Raw genomic sequence first — 21577 nt, forward strand, 5'->3', positions numbered from 1 at the left:
AGGGTTTTAAAACGGACATCAAAGCGTCATAGAGGCGCTCTAGGATTATCCCATCAACATTTTTGCACGCGCTTTCAAAATCGCGAAAAATCATGGAGCCAGTCAATGAGCACTGAAGCGCTGACCCTCAATAACGTGACGGTCGACCTCCGGCAACAACGCATTCTTGACGGTATTCACCTTGATGTATCGCCAGGAAGCTTTACCTGTCTCCTGGGGCCCTCCGGCTGCGGCAAGACCACGCTTTTGCGAACCATTGCTGGCTTCACACCATTGAGCCAGGGAGATATACGCCTGGGTGCGCGTTCGATTGCCCATTTACCACCCGAGAAGCGCCATACGGCGATGGTATTCCAGTCTTACGCGCTGTGGCCCCATATGAGCGTGGGCGACAACCTGGGCTACCCCCTGAAGCTGCGCGGCGTACCCCGCGCTGAGCGCAAGCAGCGAGTGGCCGCGATGCTTGAACGCCTGGAACTGGGCGGTTTCGAGAGTCGTGCGGTCACCCAGCTCTCCGGCGGACAGCGCCAGCGAATCGCGTTAGGCCGCGCCCTTATTATCGACCCACCGCTACTGCTGCTGGACGAGCCGCTTTCCAATCTGGATGCCGCTATTCGGCGCAGCCTGCGCAGCGAACTCCGCCGCCTGCAAAAATCTCTGGGCATTACCACCATTATGGTGACTCACGATCAGGAGGAGGCCCTGCAGATGGCCGACCAGATCGTGCTGATGCGTGCGGGCAAGGCAGTTCAGATCGCCGCCCCACAAACGCTTTATCAGCAACCGGCCGATCTTGGCGTGGCGCGTTTTCTTGGTGTCGACAACACCGTCACCCGTAATAAACAGGATCCCGCGGTGGCCAGCGGCGCTGCCACCTTCGGCTTTCGCACTCGCGATGCACGCATTAACGAACCCTTGTGCTCGGCAACGCTTACCCGCAAGGGGCGTGTCACGGAGTGTGTGTACACCGGTGACGGCTATCAAATCTCGCTGGACACAAACGAGGCCGAGCTCTTCGCCACAGCCACCTCGCCTATCACATTGGGTACCTTTGCCGTTCTTCAGGTGCCCGAGTCGGCTCTGATTCCTTTCGGGCCGGATGACCGGCATCTGCCGCCACTTGATCGACACGAGGATATCGCATGAAACCCCTAGCCCTTACGCTTGGCCTGATGACCAGTGCCATCGCCGCACCCACCATGGCCACTACAACGCTTAACGTGTTTACGGCGGGCGATGACAATATGGTCGAGTATATCAACGAGTTTCTCGCCCCACGTTTTGAGGCCGAACATCCAGATGTTCGCGTTCGCGCGCTCGGCACCGGCCCAGGAGACGCCGGCAGCCAGGCCATTTATGAGACATTGAGCGCCCAGCGCGAAAGCGAAACCTGGGGCGTGGACGTAGCGGTCATTCACCAGCGCATGGCCGGGCAAATGACCCAGGAAGGCCTTTTGAGCCGCTATACCGCGGGCCTTGGAACCGGCTCACTGGCGAGCGCTGACAGCGCGCGCAATGCACTGGGGGTGGATGTAGAGGGCTATGTGATGCCCATGTTCCAGAGCCAGATTGCCATCGCCTATAACCCGGCACTGCTTGAACAGCCGCCGCAAAGCTATCAAGCACTTGCCGAATGGGTCAAAGAGCACCCAGGCCAGTTTGGCTATAACGGCATCACCGGGGGCATGGCGGGTGTTGGTTTTGTGTTTGGCTGGATGTACGCCTTTACTGATATGGCTGATACGCTCCAGAACGGCCCTTGGGAAGAGGACGCTCCTGAGCGCTGGACAGCGGCGCTTGATCAGCTGCGCACCTTCAATCAGCACGTCACCATGACACCCGGCAATGCAGGCACCATGGACGCCATGAACCGTGGCGAAATCGCCATGGGACCGGTATGGATGGATATGTACTACACCTGGATGGCCGATGGTCGGCTTAACCCTGACTTTCGCTTGATGCTGCTGGAACCCGGCATGCCGGGCCAGCCGATGTACTACGTGATTCCCGAACGCGCAGAGCATGCTGAGCTTGCCGCCGAGTTTATCGCTTTGGCCACCAGCCCCGAAGTTCAGGCGGAAGGTATTGTTGGCCGTTTCAACTGGTTCCCCGGCATTGATGCCGAGCATGTGCGCGATGAGCTAAGCGACGCGCAGTGGGCGCAACTTTATTCGGATGTATCGCCAGAAACGCTTGCCGAGCGTGGTTTTTCCATGCCACAAGCCGACTACTTCCGCGCCATTCTGGAAGCCTACGAAAGCCATGTCAGCCACTAAATGACTAGGCAAAACTCGCGATGACCCCTTTTGGAGGGCTTCATGCCCTCCTTTATTACGGAAAGTCTTCATGTCGACGTCGTCCTCTCAAGCCCACTCACTGGCAGTACCGAGCAGGCGGCTGCCCCGGATAAGCCTGGGTATGCTGCTGGTTCTGCCCGCGCTAACAGCCATTATATTGTTGTATGCGCTGCCCCTGGCCCGTTCGCTGGTCACCGCCTTTCGTGATAGCAGCGGCGTCTGGACCACCGATCATGTGGTGCGCGCGTTTTCACTTTATGGCCGCGACATGCTGTTCTCAGTAGGCGTGGCATCAGCGTCGCTTGCGCTCATCGCAACCATCTCCATCGCGATTTCGGGCTATCTGGTGCTGGGCACCACTCCTTGGGCGGTCCGCCTGTTGCGCTGGCTTTACCGCTGGCCGCTGTTTATTCCTTTTGTGGTCACAGGGCAGATCGCCCGCTCGTTTCTGGCCACCAATGGCATGATGAATAACGTGCTGGTGGAAACGGGTCTGATGGCGTCAAACAGCGCCCAGAGCTTTCTTGACTGGCGAGGCCTGGTACTCACGTTCGCCTGGAAGCAGATCCCGTTTGTCACGCTATTGCTGGCGGGCGCCATGGCGGCCATTGACCGCAGCCATATTGAAGCCGCGCGCAATGTCGGCGCCAACCGTTTGCGCTGTCTGTTCGAGATTATATTACCCCTGGCAGCCCCTTCGCTTTGGGTGGGGTTGATTCTATCGCTAGTCGCCATGCTCTCGGCGCTGTCAGTGCCGATGATGCTGATTGCAGGCAATCCCACCATGATGACGTCGATGATGGCTCACCGCATCACCTACTACGGCGACTACGGCATCGCCAACGCGCTGGGGCTTTTCTCCTACGCGCTGACCGCCGTGACAGCGTGGATTTACTTGCGCCTGACCCTTCGCCGGGAGGCTACCGCATGACGATTTCCAAGCTGCTTTCCCCACTCGCCTTGGGTGTTGTACTGGGCCTGGTCGCTTTTATTGTGTTTGGGCCGCTGTTGAACCTTGCCATGTGGACGTTTGCCGAGCAGTGGTTCTACCCCAACCGGCTGCCTACCGGCTGGGGCTTTTCCTTCTGGGAGCGCGTATTCCGCCCCCGTGCGGGTGCGTGGACCTCGCTTTTCAATACCGTACTGGTGGCCTGCGCGGCCGTCCTTCTTTCCATGGCGCTGGCCATTCCCGCCGGTTATGCCCTGGCCCGCCAGGCGCTGCCCGCGCGCAGCGTGATCATGCTGCTGTTTCTTCTGCCCCAGGCGTTTCCCAACCTGCCGATCTTCGTCAACATCGCAGCGATTTTTTACCAGTGGGGGCTTAACGGCACGCTGGTGGGCGTGGTGCTGGTACACTCGTTGCCCGGCCTTGTGTATGCCGTGTGGATTGCCACCGCGGCGTTCTCTGCGGTGGATCGCTCTCTTGAAGAAGCGGCGCGCAACTTGGGCGCCTCGCCCCTGCGCAGCTTTACCGACATCACCCTACCCCAGGCCCTGCCCGGCCTGCTGGCCGCGTCAATTTTCGTGTTCCTCGACAGTATCGACGAATTTACCGGCACCTTCTTTGTGGGCGCGCCGGAGATCACCACGCTGCCGCTTTTAATGTTCAACGCCTCCATGGGCGGCAACTATCAGGTCGCCGCGATTACCGCCCTGATTCTGCTGATTCCTTCAGTAGGTTTCATGCTGGTAATCGAGCGTTTCCTGAAAGCCGACGTGCTGGCGCGCGTTGGTCGCTAGAAGCTGGCTTCACCCTTTTGAGTATGACGTTAATGCTGATTGCCCACTTATCCGACCTACATCTTTATACCGAGCGCTCCGAAACCGGCCAGGCTCCTCCTGATATCCGCTATATCGTGGAGCAGATCGTAAGCGATCTGCTTAGCCTTGAGCCCCGGCCGGACTTGGTGGTGATCAGTGGTGATCTGGCCGACGGCGGTACGGACGATGACTACCAACTGATCCGCCAGTTGCTGACCCCATTGCCGATGCCGATCATGGCGGTGCCCGGCAACCACGATCGGCGAGAGGCGATGCGCCGCGTGCTGGGCGGCTGGCTTGTGGGGTTACAGGAGGGGAAATTTCTGCACTCGAGAGTGAATATCAACGGTGTGACGTTATTAGGCCTGGATTCGGTTATCGTCGGCAAACCTCAGGGAGCGCTGTGCAGAGAACGACTGAATTGGCTAGAGGGCGAGCTTCGAAAGGCACAGCCGCTTACCTTTCTGGTCATGCATCATCCGCCTTTCATGACGGGCAACCCCCACTGGGACGCTTACAGTCTGATTGAGGGCCGGGAGCGCTTTAGGCAGATTATTGACGCTTCGCCCAAACGCATCCTATGCGGGCATATCCACCAACCCCTGCATACCCAATGGGGTCCGCACTATGGGGCCATCGCTGGCAGCCCGGCTTTTCAGTACAACCTGGTGCCCGGCAGCGCGGCCACCCCCATCGAACACAACGTCAGCTACTGCTACCCGCTACACTGCTGCCAGCCAGACGGCAGCGTGCTGGTTCACCTGCGCCATATTACGTAGAAGCCAGCACCGAATGGTGCTGGCTTCCAGAGAGGCAGAGCATTCAACGTCTGCCTTTAAAGCGTAAACCTAGCGCCAGGGCAAGCCACCGGGGCCACCCATGCCGCCCATTCCACCCGGGCCGCCCATGCCGCCGGGACCACCAGGGCCACCGCCGCCGCCCATCATGCCAGACATGCCGCGCATCATTTTTTGCATACCGCCTTTCTTGCCGGCTTTCTTCATCATTTTCTGCATCTGCTTGTGCTGCTTGAGCAGACGGTTCAGGTCAGGCACCTGCAGGCCAGCACCGGCCGCGATCCGGCGCTTGCGCGAGCCATTAATGATGTCCGGCGCGCGGCGCTCCTTGGGCGTCATGGAGTTGATCAGCGCTTCAAGCTTGCCCAGCTCCTTTTCAGGGCCGGGGCCCTGAGCCATCTCCGCCATCTGTCCCATGCCGGGCAGCTTGCCTAGCAGACCGCCCATGCCGCCCATCTTCTTGAGTTGCTGAAGCTGGTCGCGGAAGTCTTCAAGGTCAAAGCCGTCACCTTTTTTAACCTTGCTGGCAAGCTTGGCGGCCTTATCCTTGTCTACTGTGCGCTCGGCTTCCTCAATCAGCGACAGCATGTCGCCCATACCGAGGATACGCGACGCGACGCGGTCCGGGTGGAAAGGCTCAAGGGCATCGACCTTCTCGCCCACCCCCATGAACTTGATCGGCTTGCCGGTAATGTGACGCACCGACAGCGCTGCACCGCCGCGGGCATCACCGTCGGCCTTGGTCAGAATAACCCCGGTCAGCGGTAGCGCATCGTGGAACGCTTTCGCCGTATTGACAGCGTCTTGACCAGTCATCGCATCGACGACAAACAGCGTTTCCTGAGGCGCAATGGCTTTATGCAGCGCCTGGATTTCCGCCATCATCGCTTCGTCAATTGCCAGACGACCAGCGGTATCCACCAGTACCACATCGTGGAACTGGATCTTGGCGTGCTTGATCGCCGCTTCGGCGATATCTACCGGTTTCTGGTCAGAGCGCGAGGGGAAGAAGTCGACCTCGACCTCGCGGGCCAACATCTCCAGCTGATCGATTGCCGCCGGGCGGTAAACGTCTGCCGAGACGACCAGAACCTTTTTCTTCTCGCGTTCACGCAGATAACGGGCAAGCTTGGCAACCGAGGTGGTTTTACCCGCCCCCTGCAAACCAGCCATCAGCACGATCGCAGGCGAACCTTTAAGGGCCAGCCCTTCGTTGGCCTCGCCCATGATCGTCTCAAGCTCCTGCTGAACGATCTTGACGAACTGCTGGCCGGGCGACAGGCTCTTGGAGACTTCTTGACCAACCGCCCGCTCGCGCACGCGCTCGATAAAGGCTTTGACTACCGGCAGCGCTACGTCGGCTTCAAGCAGCGCTTTGCGCACTTCGCGCAGGGTATCTTTAATATTGTCGTCGGTCAGGCGTGCCTGACCCTTGATCGACTTCAACGTCTGGGAAAGACGCTCACTGAGATTCTGGAACATGGGGCCTCTCTGCCTCCGTCGCTGTCGCCGGGCGCCTACGCCCCTGGACTGATGTGCAAGGATTATACGCGCTCACGCCTTGAGTCTCCATGGCTGTCCGCGCGGGCTAACGATGGCTGTGCGATACGGCTTCGATTGGTTATAGTAGTCATACACTTTAGCTTGACTATTTTTCACTGCAACGCGCGAAACGCGCGCACGGATCGCATCATGCAGGCGCTGCCTTTCGCCACGATCGCTTTTGTACTTTATGTCGCTGCTGCCATTTGGCAGGGCATGACCCTTTTTCGCCGCGTGCCGCCTCGTCAGAGCATGGTGCGCGTGCTCGGCGCGTTGGGACTACTGCTGCACATTCCGGTAGTGGTCAAACTGATGGGCCAGGCTCCCGGCCTGTTGCCCGGGTTTACCACCAGCGCGACGCTATTCATGGCGGTAGCGGTTAATGTGCTACTGATTGCGAGTCTTTTCAAGCCGGTACTCAACGCCAGCATTGTGCTGTTTCCGCTGGCCGGAGTGGCGTTGATTACCGCAACCTGGCTGCCCAGCCATACAAGCCACACCGGGCTTACGCCAGGCATTCTGTTACATGCTATCAGCTCGGCGCTGGCCTTTGCCATGCTGGCCATTGCCGCCGTTCAGGCGATCCTCGTTGGCCTGCAAAATCAGGCACTACGCCATCATCATATCCGCGGCATTGTGCAGTCGCTACCACCCTTGACCACCATGGAGCGCGTGCTGTTCGAGCTGGTATGGGCGGGCATTTTGCTGCTGACCCTCTCGATTGTGAGCGGTTTTATCTTTCTGGATAATATTTTCGCCCAGCACTTGCTACATAAAACCGTTCTATCGCTGGGCGCCTGGATTATCTTCACTACGCTGTTGATAGGCCGCTACCGTTTCGGCTGGCGCGGCATGCGCGCAGTGCGCTGGACACTGGGCGGCTGTGCGCTTCTGATACTGGCCTATTTTGGCAGCAAGTTCGTGCTTGAGATTTTGCTCAATCGGTAAGGTTTGCACGAAAAGTCGGTGAGCGAAGATCAGACAAGGCAAAAATCAGCGAAAAACGCACCGGGCTCACGCGCAAGTTTACAGAGTGTAAATGAGTGCTTTGATCGGACTCGCGCCCGAGCCGATTTTTAACGCAGTATGAGCGAGCGCAAGCAGTTTTTGGACAAAGCTTAATCTGTATACGCGGCCATGGTGGTCTTGACACGCCACCCCCCTAACTTCTACAAATCGAGCTTGATACGGCATAAAGGAATTTTCGACTTGAGCGATGACTTCCCTCTGGGATTACTGTTTGGCCTGCTGGGCTTACTGGTACTACTGTCTGCCTTCTTCTCCAGCTCTGAAACCGGCATGATGTCGATCAACCGCTACCGCCTGAGCCATCAGGCCAACAGCGGTGACCGGCGCGCCAAACGGGTCATGCGCCTATTGACGCGGCCGGACCGCCTGATCGGCGTTATCCTGATTGGCAATAACTTCGTCAATAATCTGGCCGCCTCGATTGCCACCATTATTGCCATTCACTTTTTCGGTGAAGTATCAGGGCCGGCTATCTCGACCGCTCTTTTGACCATCACCATTTTGATTTTTGCCGAAGTCACGCCCAAGACCTACGCGGCGATTAAACCCGAGCGCATCGCTTACCCTACCTCCATGGCGCTGGAGCCGCTTTTAAAGCTACTCTATCCGCTGGTATGGTTGGTCAACATGATCTCGAACGGCCTGCTCAGAATACTCGGCGTGAAAAGCGTGGAGAATGGTGGCGATAACCTGACCCGCGACGAGCTGCGCACTGTGGTACATGAGGCAGGCACGCTGATTCCCTACCGCCACCGGGCGATGCTGCTGTCGATTCTTGATCTTGAGAATGTCACGGTTAATGACATTATGGTACCTCGCCACGAGGTGCTGGGGATTGATCTGGACGATTCCCTTGAAGATATCCTGACCCAGATTCGCACCAGCCAGCATACGCGTTTGCCCGTTTATAAAGGCGATATCAACAACATCATCGGCATGCTGCACCTGCGCAACGCCGCACGCTTTCTATCCCGCGCTGAAGTCACCAAGGCGGCCATCGTCCAGGAGGCTCGCGAACCCTACTTTATTCCCGAATCCACACCGCTACATACCCAGCTACTCAACTTTCAAAAGCAGAAGCGGCGTATCGGTATCGTTGTCGATGAGTATGGCGATGTCGAAGGGCTCGTAACACTTGAGGATATTCTGGAAGAGATTGTGGGCGAGTTCACCACGGATGTATCCGAAGATGATGAGATTCATCAGCAGGATGACGGCAGCCATGTCATCGAAGGTACGGCCAATATCCGTGAGATCAACAAGATGCTCAGCTGGCACCTACCTACCGATGGGCCAAAAACGCTGAACGGGCTGATTCTTGAACATCTCGAAGCCTTTCCTGACGGCCCTGCCTGTCTGCAGATCGGCAATACGCGCATGGAAATTCTCGAGATCCGCGAAAACCTGATTACTTCCGCCCGCTGTTGGCAAAAGATTCGCCTGCCTCGACGCGTTTAATCAGGCTGATGGGTGGCCGATATCGTTATCGGCTGCCGCCTTCAACATCCGTACCTGGCTTTCCAGATAGCTGCGTAACGCCACCCCGTCCAAGTCCTGCATATCGATAGCGGGACCGAAGTGCAGACTGACCGGTGCCCGAAAGCGGCTTGGCCATTTCTTTAGCGCCTTGCCACCGTAGTGGGAGGTCCAAGACCCCCAGAGCCCCGCCAGCCCGGCCGGGATAACCGGTACATCATCCCGCGCTAAAATAGTTTCCAGGCCGCGTCGGAACGTATGAATTTCACCATTTGGGGTCAGTCGCCCTTCGGGGAACACCATGACCACCTCACCGTGCTGAAGCGCTCGACTGATGTCATCCAGCGTGCGGCGTAGGGCGCCAGGGCTGCGGCGTTCGGATTCGATAGGAATTGCGCCGACCAGCTGAAACCACCACTTGAGACCCGGCGAATCAAAAATAGGTTGATCCATTACAAACCGCAAAGGACGTGGGCTGGCGCCGCCCAGCACCAATGCATCCATAAAGCTGACATGGTTACATACTACTAATGCCGCACCCTGCCTAGGAATATGGTGGCGACCGTGGATGCGCAAGCGATAGCACAGCCGCATGGCCAGGTAAATCAGGCCCCGCAGCACATGGCGAATCCCTTTCAACCACCATCTCACGTTGCAAGCCCCCGGTGCCGAAGGCCCGCCAGCACCGTGCTTACCAATTGATCCAAAAGCTCATCCACTTTTAGTTGCTGTCCTTGCCAGTAGCCCAGGCGTTCGTTCAAGCCTAGCTGCACAAGCCCATGAACACTACCCCACAGCGTACGCCCGAGCCTGCGCGCCTCCAGATCATCCAGGCTTGGCTGATACTCTTTAAGCGATGTTTCCACTTGGGTAAACAGCGCCTCGATCAAGTCACTTTGACGCTGATCGAGCTCACCTTCCTGGGCCAAGGGGTAATCAAATAGAAGCTGCCAGCGGTAACAGTCCTGCTCAGCAAAATGCCAATACGCATGTGCCAGCGAACGCAGCCAAGGCTCTGGAGCGTCCTCGGCAAGCGATGTGATGGTATGCTGCAAACCGGCCAACGTTTCGACATTGACGTGCTGCAACAAGTTATTAAAGCTGCCATAAAGTTTCAGCAGCGTGCTGGGCGCACAGCCGACCTCTCTAGCCAGGGCGCGCAGTGATAAACCATGGACTGGCTGCTTGGCCAGCCAGTCATCACAAGCGCGCATGACCTGGGCATGGAGGGCATCGGGCGCATGCTGTCTAGGACGAGCCATGGCGATCTCTTCAGGTCAACGGCAAACAGGAAAGATTGCCCCACCGCGCTTTAGCGGGAGCAAGGGGTAATATAGGATACCTTACATCGAACACTGTTTTCGATACTAAAGCACCACATTTCGTGCATTATTGTGCGCCTTTCTTTCTCTCGTGACATGATTGTGCCGATTTTGCTGAAGGAGACAGGCATGACGGGACGCCTACATGTGCAAAACCTATCGCTTAAGCGTCTTATGCCCTCGCTCAAGGTTCAATCGCCGCCGGTCGAATCGCCCAATCTGGCACCTCGCCAGCCGGTATCGGCTATCCGTCTGGCGCAGGGCAGTTATCAGCTTGAATCGCTTTTTTGGGGGCTGACGCCACCGTGGCTTAATGTGCTGGATCATGCGCCCCACTGTGCAAGAGCCGAAACGCTCGGCTCTAAGGCCATGTTCCATGAAGCCTTTCAGGCCAGGCGCTGCGTGATACCGGTTAGCGGCTTTTATATCTGGAAGGTAATGCCGCGCAGCAAGCAGCCTTACCTGGTGACTCACGTGAGCCGCGCGCCTTTATTGCTCGGGGCGTTATGGTGCCGCTACCACACCACACTCACTGCGTTTACCGACTCGACCGCGCTGATTAGTGTGTCGGCCAACGCCTGCCTTGCCCCGCTTACCGACCGACTGCCGGTCGTGATTCCTCAGCACGCCCTGGCGACATGGCTTGATCCGGACAGCCCGATTGAGGATGTCAATGCTCTGTTAATGCCTGCCCCGCTGGAACTGTTAGGCGCTTTCCCGGTATCTAAGCATGTCAATAACCCTGCCTACCAGTCAGCCGCTTGCGCCCACCCTGTCGGGCCAATGTTGCAATGGACCACTTCACAGGAGCCATGATGTTACAACCCAAGAGTGTCATTTCTGAACACGCTTTTTATCCGCCCCTGGCCATAGCCGCGACCCTTAGTGCCTTCTGGCTCTCCCCCAGTGCCCTGGCGGCAAGTAACGACCCGGTAGAGGAAGTAGTGACACCGATCGCTAGTCCGTTTGATAGCCGCGACTACCGGGTACTGACACTTGAAAACGGCCTACAGGCACTGCTGGTCAGTGACCCTGAAGCCGACAAGGCGGCCGCCTCGATGAACGTGCGCGTAGGCAGCGCCCAAGACCCTGACGACCTGCAAGGGCTGGCTCATTTTCTTGAACATATGCTGTTTCTGGGCACCGAACCCTACCCGGCCTCGGATGCCTATCAGCGTTATATTTCCGACCATGCGGGTTCGCACAACGCCTTCACGGCCCAGCAGGATACCAACTACTTTTTTGATATAGAGCCTTCCGCTCTGCCCGGCGCGCTTGAACGGTTTAGCGAATTTTTCCTTTCGCCGCTGTTTAATGCCGACCAACTGGAGAGCGAGCGCAATATCGTTCACTCCGAGTACATGGCGCGCATTCGCGATGAGTCCCGACGTGAAAACGACGTTCTTAATCAACTACTTAATCCTGACAATACCACTACCGGCTTTGCCGTAGGCAGCCGCGAGACGCTCGCCAATCCGCCGGAAGGCGAGGCAACACTACGCGAGCGAGTTATCGATTTTTATCATGACCACTACGATGCCAACGTGATGAACCTGGCTATTGTCGCCCCCCAACCCCTAGATACGCTGGAAGGGTGGGTGGTTGAAAACTTTGCCGATATTCCTGACAACGGTCTGGATGTCCCCACGATTGATGCACCGCTGGTCGATACTGCTACGCTCCCCCGCTATATCGAACGTCAGTCGCTCCAGGACCGCCGCCAGCTGCGCTTCTACTTTCCTATCCCCGACCCGACCGACGAGTACCGCACCAAACCTACCCAACTGATTTCACATCTTCTGGGCGATGAAGGGAATGGTAGCCTGCTGGCCGTACTGCGTGATGCTGGCCTGGCCGATGGCCTTTCAGCAGGTGTGGGACGCAGCGACGGTAACGATGCTCTATTTACCGTATCTATTAGCCTGACACCGGCTGGCGCCGAGCGGCTGGACGATATTCAGGCCACACTGTTTGCCGCCATTGAGCAGATTCGCACCCAGGGCCTGGAGGACTGGCGCTATGACGAGCAGCGCGATCTTAACGAGCAGGCCTTTCGCTTTCAGCAGCACGGCGCGCCCCAACAGGAAGCTACCCGTCTTTCCATGAATCTGTCGCGCTACCCGGTGGAAGACGTGCAGTATGCCGCGTATCGAATGAATGCCCCGGATACCGAGCGCCAGCAGGTTTATCTGGATGCCCTGACTCCTGACAACATGCTGCGCTTCTACTCCGCGCCGGATATTGAAAGCGAGGCGATTTCCCCTTGGTTCAACACCCAATGGCGCGAGCAGCCCCCAGCACAGGCTGGAAAGGCACTTGGCGGCCTTACCCTACCCGAGCCCAACCCGTTTATCGCCAGCGACCTGACGCTGTTGGAAGGCCAGGATGAGCGCCCGAGCCAGCTGATCGACACACCCTCGTTTAACGTCTGGCATATGCAGGATTCGCGCTTTAACACCCCAAGCGTTGAGTGGCGCCTGAGCTTGCAGTACCCCGATGCCAGCTACTCCGCCGAAGAAGTGGTGCTTACCCGATTGTTGGCGGGCTGGCTCAACGACAGCCTGAACGCATCGCTTTACCCCGCGTGGCTGGCTGGGCAATCGTTTAGTGCCTATCCGCACGCACGTGGCGTGACACTGTCGTTTTCAGGTTGGCGCGATGGACAGACGCCGCTGATTGAGCAGGCGCTAGATCAGCTCAAAACAGCGGATATCAGTGAGCGCGCCTTTGAGCGCGTGCGCTACCAGTTGCAGCGGGAGTGGCGCAATGCGCCGCAATCATCGCTTTCAGGTCAGGCAAGCCGCACGCTGGGTGAAGCACTGCTGACACCGCAATGGTCAACCACCGAACTTCTGGCAGCGAGCCAGCGCATGGAGCGTCATCATCTGGAAGACTTCCGTAAACGTTTCTTGAGCGGGCTTTACGCCGATGCCATGGCCGTGGGCAACCTGGATGCCGACCTGGCCCGCGAGCAGGCTGATATCATGCGCAACAAGCTGCGCCCACGTCTGACGCGTGCAGACATTCCCGAACTGACGCCGCTTGCCATCGGTGACATGCCAAATGTTCTTAACCCGCAAAGCACTCGTGAGGAGTCGCTGGTGCTGCGCTATCTGCAGGGGCGCGACCAAACCGCCAAGGAACAGGCGGTGATCAATGTCATCGCCCAGTGGCTGGAAACGCCCTTCTACCAGAAGCTGCGCACCGAAGAGCAGCTGGGCTATATCGTCAATGCGGGCTACTCACCCATACTGGAGGCACCCGGCATCGCCCTGCTGGTTCAGTCGCCGGATGTAGAGAGTGACGAGATAGCCGAGCATATGGATGCGTTTCTGGAAAGCGCTGGCCAAGAACTTGGCCAGCTGGACGATGAAGCGCTGGCCCCTTACCGCCAGGCCGTTCACGACCGCCTGCGCCAGCGCGACACCAGCCTGGCGGGCATGGCAAACCGCTACTGGCAGGCCACCGCGCTTTCTGACATCCGCTTCGACCGTCGGGAAATGCTTGCCAATCTGGCGCTAGAGGTCAGCGTGGCAGATATTCAGGCGGCATGGCCTGCACTGCAGAGCCACCAGCTTGACGTACGCTATAACCCAGGAGACACGCCAAGCAACGTGGCTCCCTACCGCGAAGCGCTTACCCCGCTAGCTAAAACAGCCAATCCGTAAGCGGCTACCGTCCGCTCAGGCATCAAATGCCTGGGCGGGCATCATGGCTTCAACAAACATCACTAGCTCTTCCAGAATCTGCCGCTCGCGGTCGCTTAGCATTTGCTGGTTATAGCGCTCAATCTCTCGGGCAAACGCCTTGAGCGTAAAGCCGGAAAGCGCCGGGTCATTGATCCTCATCCAGCGAAACGCCTCCCACTGCTCACGCTCTTCCCCTTCCAGGGTATCGGGGTAGCTGCGTGCCCGATAGCGGAACAGCATCTCTTCCAAACGCACATCCTGAAAGGCAAACCGCTGCCCCACCAAGTCCCAGGGGTCCATTTCGCGCACGCGATCCATCTGTTGTCGGTCCGCGGCCGAAAAGAAGCTGCCGCTATAGAGCATCAGATCAGGATCCTGTGGGCTCTCTTCAAAGCCGACCTTAAAGACCTCAGCCACTTTGGCCGCCACACCGCTTGCGTCGCGCAGAGTTTTCCAGTGCTGGCGGCAGGTAACGATATCCAACCCCAGGCGCTCGACTATCGCGCCGTACTCCCCTTTTTGCGGGCCATCGATATCCTTGAGCACGCTGGCGGGAAAAATAACCGGGCAACGGTTGATGTGAATCACCTTCAGCGGAACGCGCACTTCCCCCTCAGCCAGATCCTGCTGACTGACAAACACACGTTCGCGTATCTCCTCGGCCGTTAGCGTCAACAGGTCGTCGGGGGCAACGCTTAGATCGTAAACGATCACGCCGTTAGGGTTGGTAGGATGCTCAGCCAAGGGCATTACCAGGGCACTACAGCCGCGGCTGGCCGGGTAGCGACGTGAGATATGCAAAAGCGGCTTGGCATTCGGCAAATCCAGCTGCTGGGCCACGGCGCGCTTGCCGCGCAGGCCTAACAGGTAATCAAACAGTTTGGGGTTGCGTGCCTTTAAAAGCCGAGCCAGGGCAATAGTTGCCCGTACATCAGCGACCGCATCATGAGCACCCTCGTGCTCGATGCCATTGGCTTTGGTCAAATGCTCAAGCTTGAAACTCGGGGCGCCGTCTTCTCTGAGCGGCCACTCGATACCGTCGGGACGCAGGGCATAAAACGCCCGCACCACATCGATCAAGTCCCAGCGGGAGTTGCCGTTTTGCCATTCGCGGGCGTAGGGGTCCAGCAGGTTACGGTAAAACAGGTGGCGAGAGACTTCGTCATCAAAACGCAGGCTGTTATAACCTGCCACACAAGTGCCGGGCTCACTCATATAACGCTGCACTTCGCTTGCGAACTGCGCTTCCGGCAGGCCATGACGCTGGGCTTTTTGCGGCGTGATACCGGTAATCAGGCAGGCGGCAGGATGCGGCAGATAGTCATCTGCCGGCTTGCAGTAAAGCTCAATGGGCTCACCGATCTCGTTTAGATCTGCATCAGTTCGCAAAGCGGCAAATTGAGCAGGCCGATCCCGGCGCGGATCGGCCCCGAACGTTTCGTAATCGTGCCATAAGAAACTGGCTGGGGCGGCATTGGATGGCGCCATGAACAAGCACTCCGCAGGACAGCAAAAACACCAAGCCTAGCACACCCGGGGCCTATCCCGCCGCTACCTGTCTGGCGCTGCCTGTTGCCACACCTCGGTGTGACTGTGTGATTAGCTTTTCGGCAGCGTCACGTTCAGCTCAAGCACCGAGCAGTTATCTTCACTGTCCAGCGATATCTGGATAGCGTTGTCGTCAACATGCACATAACGACGAATGACTTCTAAAAGTTCGCGCTCAAGCAGCGGCATGTAGTCAGGTTGTCCACGCTGACTGCGCTGATGCGCCACGATGATTTGCAACCGTTCTTTGGCCACCGAGGCGGATTTCTTGCGCTCACGCTTCAAGAACTCCAGTAGTTTCATCGACGGCTACCTCCAAACATGCGGCTTAGCAGACCTTTGCGCTGCACTTCATGAAAACGCAGCGGGAGCTCCTCACCCAACAGACGCGATACCGTGTCACTATAGGCTTGACCCGCATCACTGGATGCATCATGAGTTACCGGCACCCCTTGGTTGGATGCGCGCAGCACCGCTTCAGATTCAGGAATCAGGCCCAGCAGGTGGACGGAGAGAATTTCCCGAATGTCTTCAAGGGTCAGCATATCGCCTGTGGTCACTCGCTCAGGATTATAGCGGGTAATCAACAGGTGCTCTTTGATCGGATCGCCGCCCCGCTCAGCACGCTGAGTTTTTGACGCCAAAAGCCCCAAAATACGGTCAGAGTCGCGCACCGATGAGACTTCAGGGTTGGTAACGACAATCGCTTCGTCGGCAAAGTACATAGCAAGCTGGGCGCCACGCTCAATACCGGCGGGTGAATCACAGATAATAAAGTCAAAATCCTCTTTGAGTTTTTCCAGAATTTCCGCCACCCCTTCCTGGGTCAGCGCATCTTTATCCCGGGTTTGTGATGCTGGCAGTATAAAAAGATTTTCCACGCGCTTGTCGCGGATCAGTGCCTGATTAAGACCTGCCTCGCCCTGAATCACGTTAACCAAGTCATACACCACCCGGCGCTCGCATCCCATGATCAAATCAAGGTTACGAAGGCCTACATCGAAATCGATAACTACGGTTTTTTTCCCACGCAGCGCAAGTCCGGTTGAAATCGCAGCAGCGCTAGTGGTTTTACCGACCCCCCCTTTACCTGAGGTCACAACTATAATTCTAGCCAAGATTCACTTCCTTCTTGAAATCGCTCATCGCGAGCGCAGGACGCTGAACGAATAACGGGAACGTCAATGTTATAAATATGCTCTACTGTAGCGGATAGACAACGCAGCGTCGCTAAGCATTAAGCATGGATGCACGCTGGGCTTGCGTCATCAGCCCAGCGGCTTAATTTCAAGCTGTTCTTTTGTAAAATGAACTTCTGCAGCACAGCCTAAAAGCTGTGAGTCAATATCTTCCATGCGTTTGTAGTTTCCTGCCACGGATAAAAGCTCCGCTTCAAGTTCGCGACAGTAAATACCCGCATGGGTATTGCCATGAATGCCCGCCAGCGCCCGCCCACGCAGGGCGCCGTACACATGGATGCTGCCTGCAGCCAGCACTTCGGCGCCAGCGTTTACTGCGCCAATCACGATCAAGTCGCCATCAGAGGCACTGACCTGCTGGCCTGAGCGGACAGTGCCACGAAAAAGGCGCGTGGCCGCACGACGATCTACCTCCCCAGGCGCAGCGGCACTCACAGACGATGCCTCATCGCCAGCAGGCTCAGGTGTACGGCTTACGCTTTCAAGCGTTCTGGCCCGGCTTTCTTCAACGGGCGCAAACCAGCCAAGCCCCAACGCCCAGGCCGACTGACGCACAGGCTCAGAACCACCGCGTACTGCTACCGGCAACAGTTTGTGATCCCGGCAAACGGCACATATTCTTTCTAGCGCTAGATGCGGTTCATCAAGCTTTTCCACGCTAAGCACAACCGGTGTATGCTGAAAGAACGCAGGAGATTGAGACAGTTTACCGGCCAGCTGCCGCCGGATATGCTCGGGGTCGGCACTGGTTAATTCCATGACGGTCATCGGCAGCATGCCGCCTTTGAAGGTAAACGCCACGTTGGCACTATCGGCGTTGAGGCTCATAGCCGAAACTCCATGTCATGTTCAGGTAAGATAAAGGTAGCCCAATTGGGCGCCTTTTAGTGTGAAGAATCAATTTCTATCACACCTCAATAAGGCAAAGCTAAGCGACAGCGCCGGTGACTGCAACCGCCTGTTCAACAACCGCTGATTTTTTTCATGCTACGTACCTAATCGCAGGATGATCCATGCACGGACTGTTAAGACGCCTGTTCGCCCCCCGGTGGCAGCACCCCGACCCTGAGGTGCGCCAGCAGGCCCTCACACGGCTTGATCCTGATCAGCCAGAGCAGCGCGAAGCGCTGCAAGCCCTCGCTCACGATAGCGATGAAAATATTCGCCTAGCGGCTCTTCTGGCACTGGATGATGTGCAGGGCTTAGTTGAGGCTTACCCTGAACATAGTCAGCAGGAGGCCTGGTTCAGCGCCGTGTGTCAGCGGCTTAGCGGAGCAGAAGGCAATACGGACCTGCATAAGCGTCAGGCACTTGTAGAAAGCCTGGACGATACCCGTCTGCTCAATGCCATTGCCCTGCAGGGCGACAATCTTAACCTGCGTTTGGCAGCTCTTACTCGACTGACTGATGACCACGACCTGATCAAGCAGGCCTGCCATAACGGTGTTGCCACGGTCCGTCATCGCGCTGCCGAGCATCTGGAGAATGAAGAGAGCCTCAAGCAGCTGCTGAAGGAAGCTCGCCGGGACCGCCATGTGGTGCGTATTGCCCGTGAAAAACTGAGTCAGCAGCGCACCGATGCTGAGTGGTTAGCCCGCCAGCAACAGCAGCGTGAACAGCTTTTACAACAGCTAGAACAGCATGCCCGTGCGCCTTGGGAGCCGCTGTATGGAGGCCGCTTCCGGCACCTGGAGCGCGAGTGGAAAAATCTCTCCCATCCGCCCAGCCCCGAGCAGGAGCAGCGCTTCCATCAGGCGGTGCTGGGCTGTCGCAAGACACTCCACGATCATGAAACTCAAGAACAGGCCCGCCAGCAAAGCCTTGCTCGCCGGGCTGAAGCCGAGACAACGCGTGATCAATTGCTTGAAGGATTGGAAGAAACGCTTAACGGCCTGCACCATGCTGATAAGCTTACCGTCCAGGATATCGACAGCTTGCGCGCACAACATCAGCTGCTTAGCCAGCGCTGGCAGGCACTTTCCGATTTACACCTACCCAGCGAATCCGCCCGCCAGCGCTATTCTCAGGTGATTGTGAAGTACGAGCAGTGCCTGGATGCCTGGCAACGCTGGCAAGCCATCAGCACAGCACTTGAACAGGCCTTGGCGGATCACGATCACAGCGTCATGGTTCGCCTGTTAAAAGAGTGCGCCTGGCCGGACACGCTTACCCCGCCGCCCCTGATTCAGCGTGCCCAGGCGACCCTGGCCGCCGAGGTTAAAACGTCAGCGGTCAGCGATAGCGTTGATGCAACAGTTTCGCTAGATACGCTTGACGCGGAACTCGACAGCTTCGAGCACCTGCTGGAACATGGCAGTTTCAAGAGCGCCAGCCGCCTACATCAGCGCCTGAAGCCTCAGATTGAAGCCCTGAAAACACCTGAGGCCAAGCCGCTGAAGACGCGTTTGAAACACTTGGGTGCACGCCTTGCCGAACTACGCGACTGGCGCGGCTTTGTTGCCGGACCAAAGCGCGAGCAGCTGTGCTCAAGCATTGAAACGCTAGCCAATGATCAGCACATGGCCGAGGCTGCTCTTGACCGTCACCACCGCCAGTTAGTCAAGGAATGGAAATCGCTGGGCGATGCGGCGGCCAACCGCGAGCAATCAGCGCGCTTTCGCGCCGCCTCGGACCGGATACACGAACGGCTCGGCCCCTGGCGCGACCAGCTTGGCGAAGAGCGCGAGGAAAACTTGCGCGCTCGGGAACAGCTATGTGAACAGCTGGAAACCCTGCTCGCCCAGCCCGCCAATAACGCCGATCCCGACGTGCTGCGCGAAATTCGCGACAAAGCCCGCCACCAATGGCGCCACTACTCGCCGGTTCCCCGCGAGCGCTCCGAAGCGGTTGGTCAGCGTTTTGGCAAAATTCGTCATCAGCTTCAGGCATTGATTGACCTGCGGGCGGAACAAATTGCCTCCCAAAAGCATGCCCTGATTGAAGAGGTACGGGCGTTACGCAGTGATGACCAACAGCCGCTTACCAAGCGCACGGCCCATGCCAAGCAGCTCCAGCAGCGCTGGCGCCAGCTGGGCCGAGCACCCAAGGGGGCAGAGCAGACGCTTTGGAAGGCATTTCGGCATGAATGTGATCAACTATTTGCCCAACGTGATGCCCACAAAAATGAACAGGCAGCTCGTCAACAGCAGCAGCTGGACTCACTGCAAGCGGTAATTGATCAGATGGATAGCTGGCAGCCAACGTCGGCAGATGACGCCAGCACGCTAGAGAGTTTTTTGAGCCAAGTCGGCCAGCTTGAGCCGCTGCCTAGAAACCGACGCAGCGAGGGAATGCAGCGGCGTTTAAACGGTATCGTACGGGCCAGGCGCGAACGCCTGAGCCGCTTGGAAATTGCCGATACGGTTCAACAGTGGCAGCGCGTATTACCGCTTGTTGACGCCCATCTGGCTGCCGACCAGCGCTGCCTGGCCGGCGAAGGGGTGGAAACCATCGACGCCGCTGAAATTGTCAGCGCGCCGCTACCCAAGCCTTTTCTGGAGGCGCACCACACCCGCAATCGTCAACGCCAGACAGCAACGCTGCCGCTCTCCTCTGATGATCAGGCGGCCCTAGCCGAGGCGCTTGCCCGACTGCGGGTTTACCTATCACTGTTAACCAACGGTAATGTACGGCAAAGTGATGAGCCCTTACGTCTGGCCATTCAGGTTGAACGCTTGAACGAAGGCATTCGGCAGGAGCGCAGTCACAGCGAAGAAATTATTGACGTGCTGGTCGCCCTGCTCGCCCTTGGCCCCATGCCTGCTCAACAGTGGGAAAAGGAAGTGAAGGAGCTGAACAGCTTACTGAGCGACCTGACCGAAGTCCCTCTCCCCTAAGCGGTATCAGCGATAAAGATAGGTTAAGGAGACATAACGTAACGGGAGGCAGATAGCCTCCCGTTTTGCGTTTTCCCTTATGAGGAAACCCTGGATCGACATGAAGGGCAGGCTAGGCCTAACCCATGAACTGCCCGCCATTGATATCGATATTCGCCCCGGTGATAAAACCGGACTCCTTATCGGCAAGAAAGGTGACCAGCCGACCAATTTCTTCGGGTGTACCGTAGCGTTTTACCGGAATCGTTTCACGAATGGCTTCGCGCACCGGCTCCGGGATTTTCATGATCATGTCGGTGGCAATATAGCCCGGCGATACGGTATTGACTGTAATGCCCTTGGTTGCCGTTTCCTGGGCCAGCGACATGGTCAAGCCGTGCATGCCCGCCTTGGCAGCGGCGTAGTTAACCTGACCAAACTGCCCTTTACGGCCGTTGATGGAAGAGATGTTAATAATGCGCCCATAGCTGTTTTCGAGCATCATCTCGATCACGCTGCGGCAGGTGTTGAAAACGCTGTTGAGATTAGTATCAATGACCTCGTACCACTGTTCATAGGCCATTTTCTTCATGGTGCCATCGCGGGTAATGCCCGCACAGTTAACCAGTACGCTGACCGGCCCGTGCTTTTCTTGGATCTCACGAGCGGCTTCCAGGCAAGCGGCATGGTCTGATAGATCAACCCCTAAAATTGTGATGTTTTGATATCCATCGGCTTGCTGGGTTTCCAGCCAGGTCTTGGCCTTGTCGGGATTGTTATATCCCGCCACGACCAAATAACCCGCATCCGCCAGCGAACGGCAAATTGCCGTACCAATACCACCAGTTCCACCAGTTACCCAGGCGACGGGGACTTGATTGGCCATTGACTACCTCCCTGATATGACAAATGGCTTGGGCTGCAAGCACTGTTATGGCATGCCAAACCATTTCGAATAAGCGCCAGGCGCTTGTATTACTCACAGTACGCCGCCATTTTTATTGTCAGGCGACCTACTGACAGTAAGCTTTTTATTATGACTATTGAAAGCATAGCTTTACTCTTCTTATATTGCAGCACGATGAATATCAGCCTCTGGGAA

At 57.3% G+C, this 21577-nt stretch carries 18 protein-coding genes; 10 read left to right on the forward strand and 8 right to left on the reverse strand.

The window, feature by feature from the left end; all coding sequences use genetic code 11:
* Positions 1 to 105 precede the first annotated feature (105 nt).
* The 5 genes from ELY38_RS03440 to ELY38_RS03460 all read left to right on the forward strand — a co-directional run bounded on the left by ELY38_RS03440 (position 106) and on the right by ELY38_RS03460 (position 4837).
* Positions 106 to 1146, forward strand: a complete 1041-nt coding sequence (locus tag ELY38_RS03440; protein WP_127060093.1) for an ABC transporter ATP-binding protein — start codon at positions 106 to 108, stop codon at positions 1144 to 1146.
* Positions 1143 to 2276, forward strand: coding sequence for an extracellular solute-binding protein (locus ELY38_RS03445; RefSeq protein WP_127060094.1), 1134 nt, complete (start codon positions 1143 to 1145; stop codon positions 2274 to 2276). The genes ELY38_RS03440 and ELY38_RS03445 overlap by 4 nt, the downstream gene beginning before the upstream one ends.
* A 70-nt stretch (positions 2277 to 2346) precedes the next feature.
* The gene (locus ELY38_RS03450; RefSeq protein WP_127060095.1) at positions 2347 to 3228 is read left to right on the forward strand and encodes an ABC transporter permease; all 882 of its coding nucleotides are present in this window, start codon (positions 2347 to 2349) and stop codon (positions 3226 to 3228) included.
* Complete coding sequence (locus ELY38_RS03455) at positions 3225 to 4037, forward strand: ABC transporter permease (protein ID WP_127060096.1); 813 nt, start codon at positions 3225 to 3227, stop codon at positions 4035 to 4037. Before ELY38_RS03450 ends, ELY38_RS03455 begins: the two co-directional genes overlap by 4 nt.
* Before the next feature lie 23 nt (positions 4038 to 4060).
* The gene (locus ELY38_RS03460) at positions 4061 to 4837 is read left to right on the forward strand and encodes a metallophosphoesterase (RefSeq protein ID WP_246009062.1); all 777 of its coding nucleotides are present in this window, start codon (positions 4061 to 4063) and stop codon (positions 4835 to 4837) included.
* Positions 4838 to 4906: 69 nt separating this feature from the next.
* Here the strand turns inward: ELY38_RS03460 and ffh are convergent, their stop codons facing one another.
* Positions 4907 to 6337 (reverse strand): signal recognition particle protein, encoded by a 1431-nt coding sequence (ffh, locus tag ELY38_RS03465; RefSeq protein ID WP_127060098.1) that lies wholly within the window; start codon positions 6335 to 6337, stop codon positions 4907 to 4909.
* A 210-nt stretch (positions 6338 to 6547) separates the two neighbouring features.
* Between ffh and ELY38_RS03470 the strand changes: the two genes are divergently transcribed.
* Together ELY38_RS03470 and ELY38_RS03475 are read left to right on the forward strand one after the other, a co-directional pair.
* Positions 6548 to 7345, forward strand: coding sequence for a cytochrome C assembly family protein (locus ELY38_RS03470; protein WP_127060099.1), 798 nt, complete (start codon positions 6548 to 6550; stop codon positions 7343 to 7345).
* 261 nt (positions 7346 to 7606) lie between these two features.
* Entirely contained in the window at positions 7607 to 8884 is a 1278-nt protein-coding gene (locus tag ELY38_RS03475) for an HlyC/CorC family transporter (protein WP_127060100.1), read from the forward strand.
* Here ELY38_RS03475 and ELY38_RS03480 read toward each other — a convergent pair whose 3' ends face one another.
* Together ELY38_RS03480 and ELY38_RS03485 are read right to left on the reverse strand one after the other, a co-directional pair.
* Positions 8885 to 9496 carry a 1-acyl-sn-glycerol-3-phosphate acyltransferase gene (locus tag ELY38_RS03480; protein ID WP_127060152.1) on the reverse strand — a complete coding sequence of 204 codons (612 nt, stop codon included), beginning with the start codon at positions 9494 to 9496 and terminating at the stop codon, positions 8885 to 8887. It lies immediately after the preceding gene.
* A 53-nt stretch (positions 9497 to 9549) separates the two neighbouring features.
* The gene (locus ELY38_RS03485; protein ID WP_127060101.1) at positions 9550 to 10164 is read right to left on the reverse strand and encodes a TetR/AcrR family transcriptional regulator; all 615 of its coding nucleotides are present in this window, start codon (positions 10162 to 10164) and stop codon (positions 9550 to 9552) included.
* Between the two features lie 189 nt (positions 10165 to 10353).
* Between ELY38_RS03485 and ELY38_RS03490 the strand changes: the two genes are divergently transcribed.
* Positions 10354 to 11040 carry an SOS response-associated peptidase gene (locus tag ELY38_RS03490; protein ID WP_127060102.1) on the forward strand — a complete coding sequence of 229 codons (687 nt, stop codon included), beginning with the start codon at positions 10354 to 10356 and terminating at the stop codon, positions 11038 to 11040.
* Positions 11040 to 13892 carry an insulinase family protein gene (locus ELY38_RS03495; RefSeq protein ID WP_127060103.1) on the forward strand — a complete coding sequence of 951 codons (2853 nt, stop codon included), beginning with the start codon at positions 11040 to 11042 and terminating at the stop codon, positions 13890 to 13892. The genes ELY38_RS03490 and ELY38_RS03495 overlap by 1 nt, the downstream gene beginning before the upstream one ends.
* Before the next feature lie 15 nt (positions 13893 to 13907).
* Here ELY38_RS03495 and sbcB read toward each other — a convergent pair whose 3' ends face one another.
* The 4 genes from sbcB to minC all read right to left on the reverse strand — a co-directional run bounded on the left by sbcB (position 13908) and on the right by minC (position 17488).
* Positions 13908 to 15401: an exodeoxyribonuclease I gene (sbcB, locus tag ELY38_RS03500; RefSeq protein WP_127060104.1), complete on the reverse strand. Its 1494-nt coding sequence runs from the start codon at positions 15399 to 15401 to the stop codon at positions 13908 to 13910.
* 111 nt (positions 15402 to 15512) lie between these two features.
* Positions 15513 to 15764, reverse strand: a complete 252-nt coding sequence (minE, locus tag ELY38_RS03505) for a cell division topological specificity factor MinE (protein ID WP_018918334.1) — start codon at positions 15762 to 15764, stop codon at positions 15513 to 15515.
* A complete protein-coding gene (gene minD, locus ELY38_RS03510; RefSeq protein WP_127060105.1) occupies positions 15761 to 16579 on the reverse strand; it encodes a septum site-determining protein MinD in 819 nt (272 codons plus the stop codon). The genes minE and minD overlap by 4 nt, the downstream gene beginning before the upstream one ends.
* Before the next feature lie 150 nt (positions 16580 to 16729).
* Positions 16730 to 17488 (reverse strand): septum site-determining protein MinC, encoded by a 759-nt coding sequence (minC, locus tag ELY38_RS03515; protein WP_127060106.1) that lies wholly within the window; start codon positions 17486 to 17488, stop codon positions 16730 to 16732.
* A gap of 185 nt (positions 17489 to 17673) precedes the next feature.
* On the opposite strand from minC, the gene ELY38_RS03520 reads away from it, so the two are divergent.
* On the forward strand, positions 17674 to 20496 hold the full coding sequence (locus tag ELY38_RS03520; RefSeq protein ID WP_127060107.1) for a DUF349 domain-containing protein: 2823 nt from the start codon (positions 17674 to 17676) through the stop codon (positions 20494 to 20496).
* 118 nt (positions 20497 to 20614) lie between these two features.
* On the opposite strand, the gene phbB is transcribed toward ELY38_RS03520, so the two are convergent.
* Positions 20615 to 21361 carry an acetoacetyl-CoA reductase gene (gene phbB / locus ELY38_RS03525; protein ID WP_127060108.1) on the reverse strand — a complete coding sequence of 249 codons (747 nt, stop codon included), beginning with the start codon at positions 21359 to 21361 and terminating at the stop codon, positions 20615 to 20617.
* Between the last annotated feature and the right edge of the window lie 216 nt (positions 21362 to 21577).

It is taken from the genome of Vreelandella nanhaiensis (genome assembly GCF_003990185.1).
GTDB lineage: Bacteria > Pseudomonadota > Gammaproteobacteria > Pseudomonadales > Halomonadaceae > Vreelandella > Vreelandella nanhaiensis.

Coding starts and splice junctions, on each gene's coding strand:
- ELY38_RS03440 (WP_127060093.1), top strand. CDS start 106: ATGAGCACTGAAGCGCTGACCCTCAATAACGTGACGGTCGACCTCCGG.
- ELY38_RS03445 (WP_127060094.1), top strand. CDS start 1,143: ATGAAACCCCTAGCCCTTACGCTTGGCCTGATGACCAGTGCCATCGCC.
- ELY38_RS03450 (WP_127060095.1), top strand. CDS start 2,347: ATGTCGACGTCGTCCTCTCAAGCCCACTCACTGGCAGTACCGAGCAGG.
- ELY38_RS03455 (WP_127060096.1), top strand. CDS start 3,225: ATGACGATTTCCAAGCTGCTTTCCCCACTCGCCTTGGGTGTTGTACTG.
- ELY38_RS03460 (WP_246009062.1), top strand. CDS start 4,061: ATGACGTTAATGCTGATTGCCCACTTATCCGACCTACATCTTTATACC.
- ffh (WP_127060098.1), bottom strand. CDS start 6,337: ATGTTCCAGAATCTCAGTGAGCGTCTTTCCCAGACGTTGAAGTCGATC.
- ELY38_RS03470 (WP_127060099.1), top strand. CDS start 6,548: ATGCAGGCGCTGCCTTTCGCCACGATCGCTTTTGTACTTTATGTCGCT.
- ELY38_RS03480 (WP_127060152.1), bottom strand. CDS start 9,496: ATGCGGCTGTGCTATCGCTTGCGCATCCACGGTCGCCACCATATTCCT.
- ELY38_RS03485 (WP_127060101.1), bottom strand. CDS start 10,164: ATGGCTCGTCCTAGACAGCATGCGCCCGATGCCCTCCATGCCCAGGTC.
- ELY38_RS03490 (WP_127060102.1), top strand. CDS start 10,354: ATGACGGGACGCCTACATGTGCAAAACCTATCGCTTAAGCGTCTTATG.
- ELY38_RS03495 (WP_127060103.1), top strand. CDS start 11,040: ATGTTACAACCCAAGAGTGTCATTTCTGAACACGCTTTTTATCCGCCC.
- sbcB (WP_127060104.1), bottom strand. CDS start 15,401: ATGGCGCCATCCAATGCCGCCCCAGCCAGTTTCTTATGGCACGATTAC.
- minE (WP_018918334.1), bottom strand. CDS start 15,764: ATGAAACTACTGGAGTTCTTGAAGCGTGAGCGCAAGAAATCCGCCTCG.
- minC (WP_127060106.1), bottom strand. CDS start 17,488: ATGAGCCTCAACGCCGATAGTGCCAACGTGGCGTTTACCTTCAAAGGC.
- ELY38_RS03520 (WP_127060107.1), top strand. CDS start 17,674: ATGCACGGACTGTTAAGACGCCTGTTCGCCCCCCGGTGGCAGCACCCC.
- phbB (WP_127060108.1), bottom strand. CDS start 21,361: ATGGCCAATCAAGTCCCCGTCGCCTGGGTAACTGGTGGAACTGGTGGT.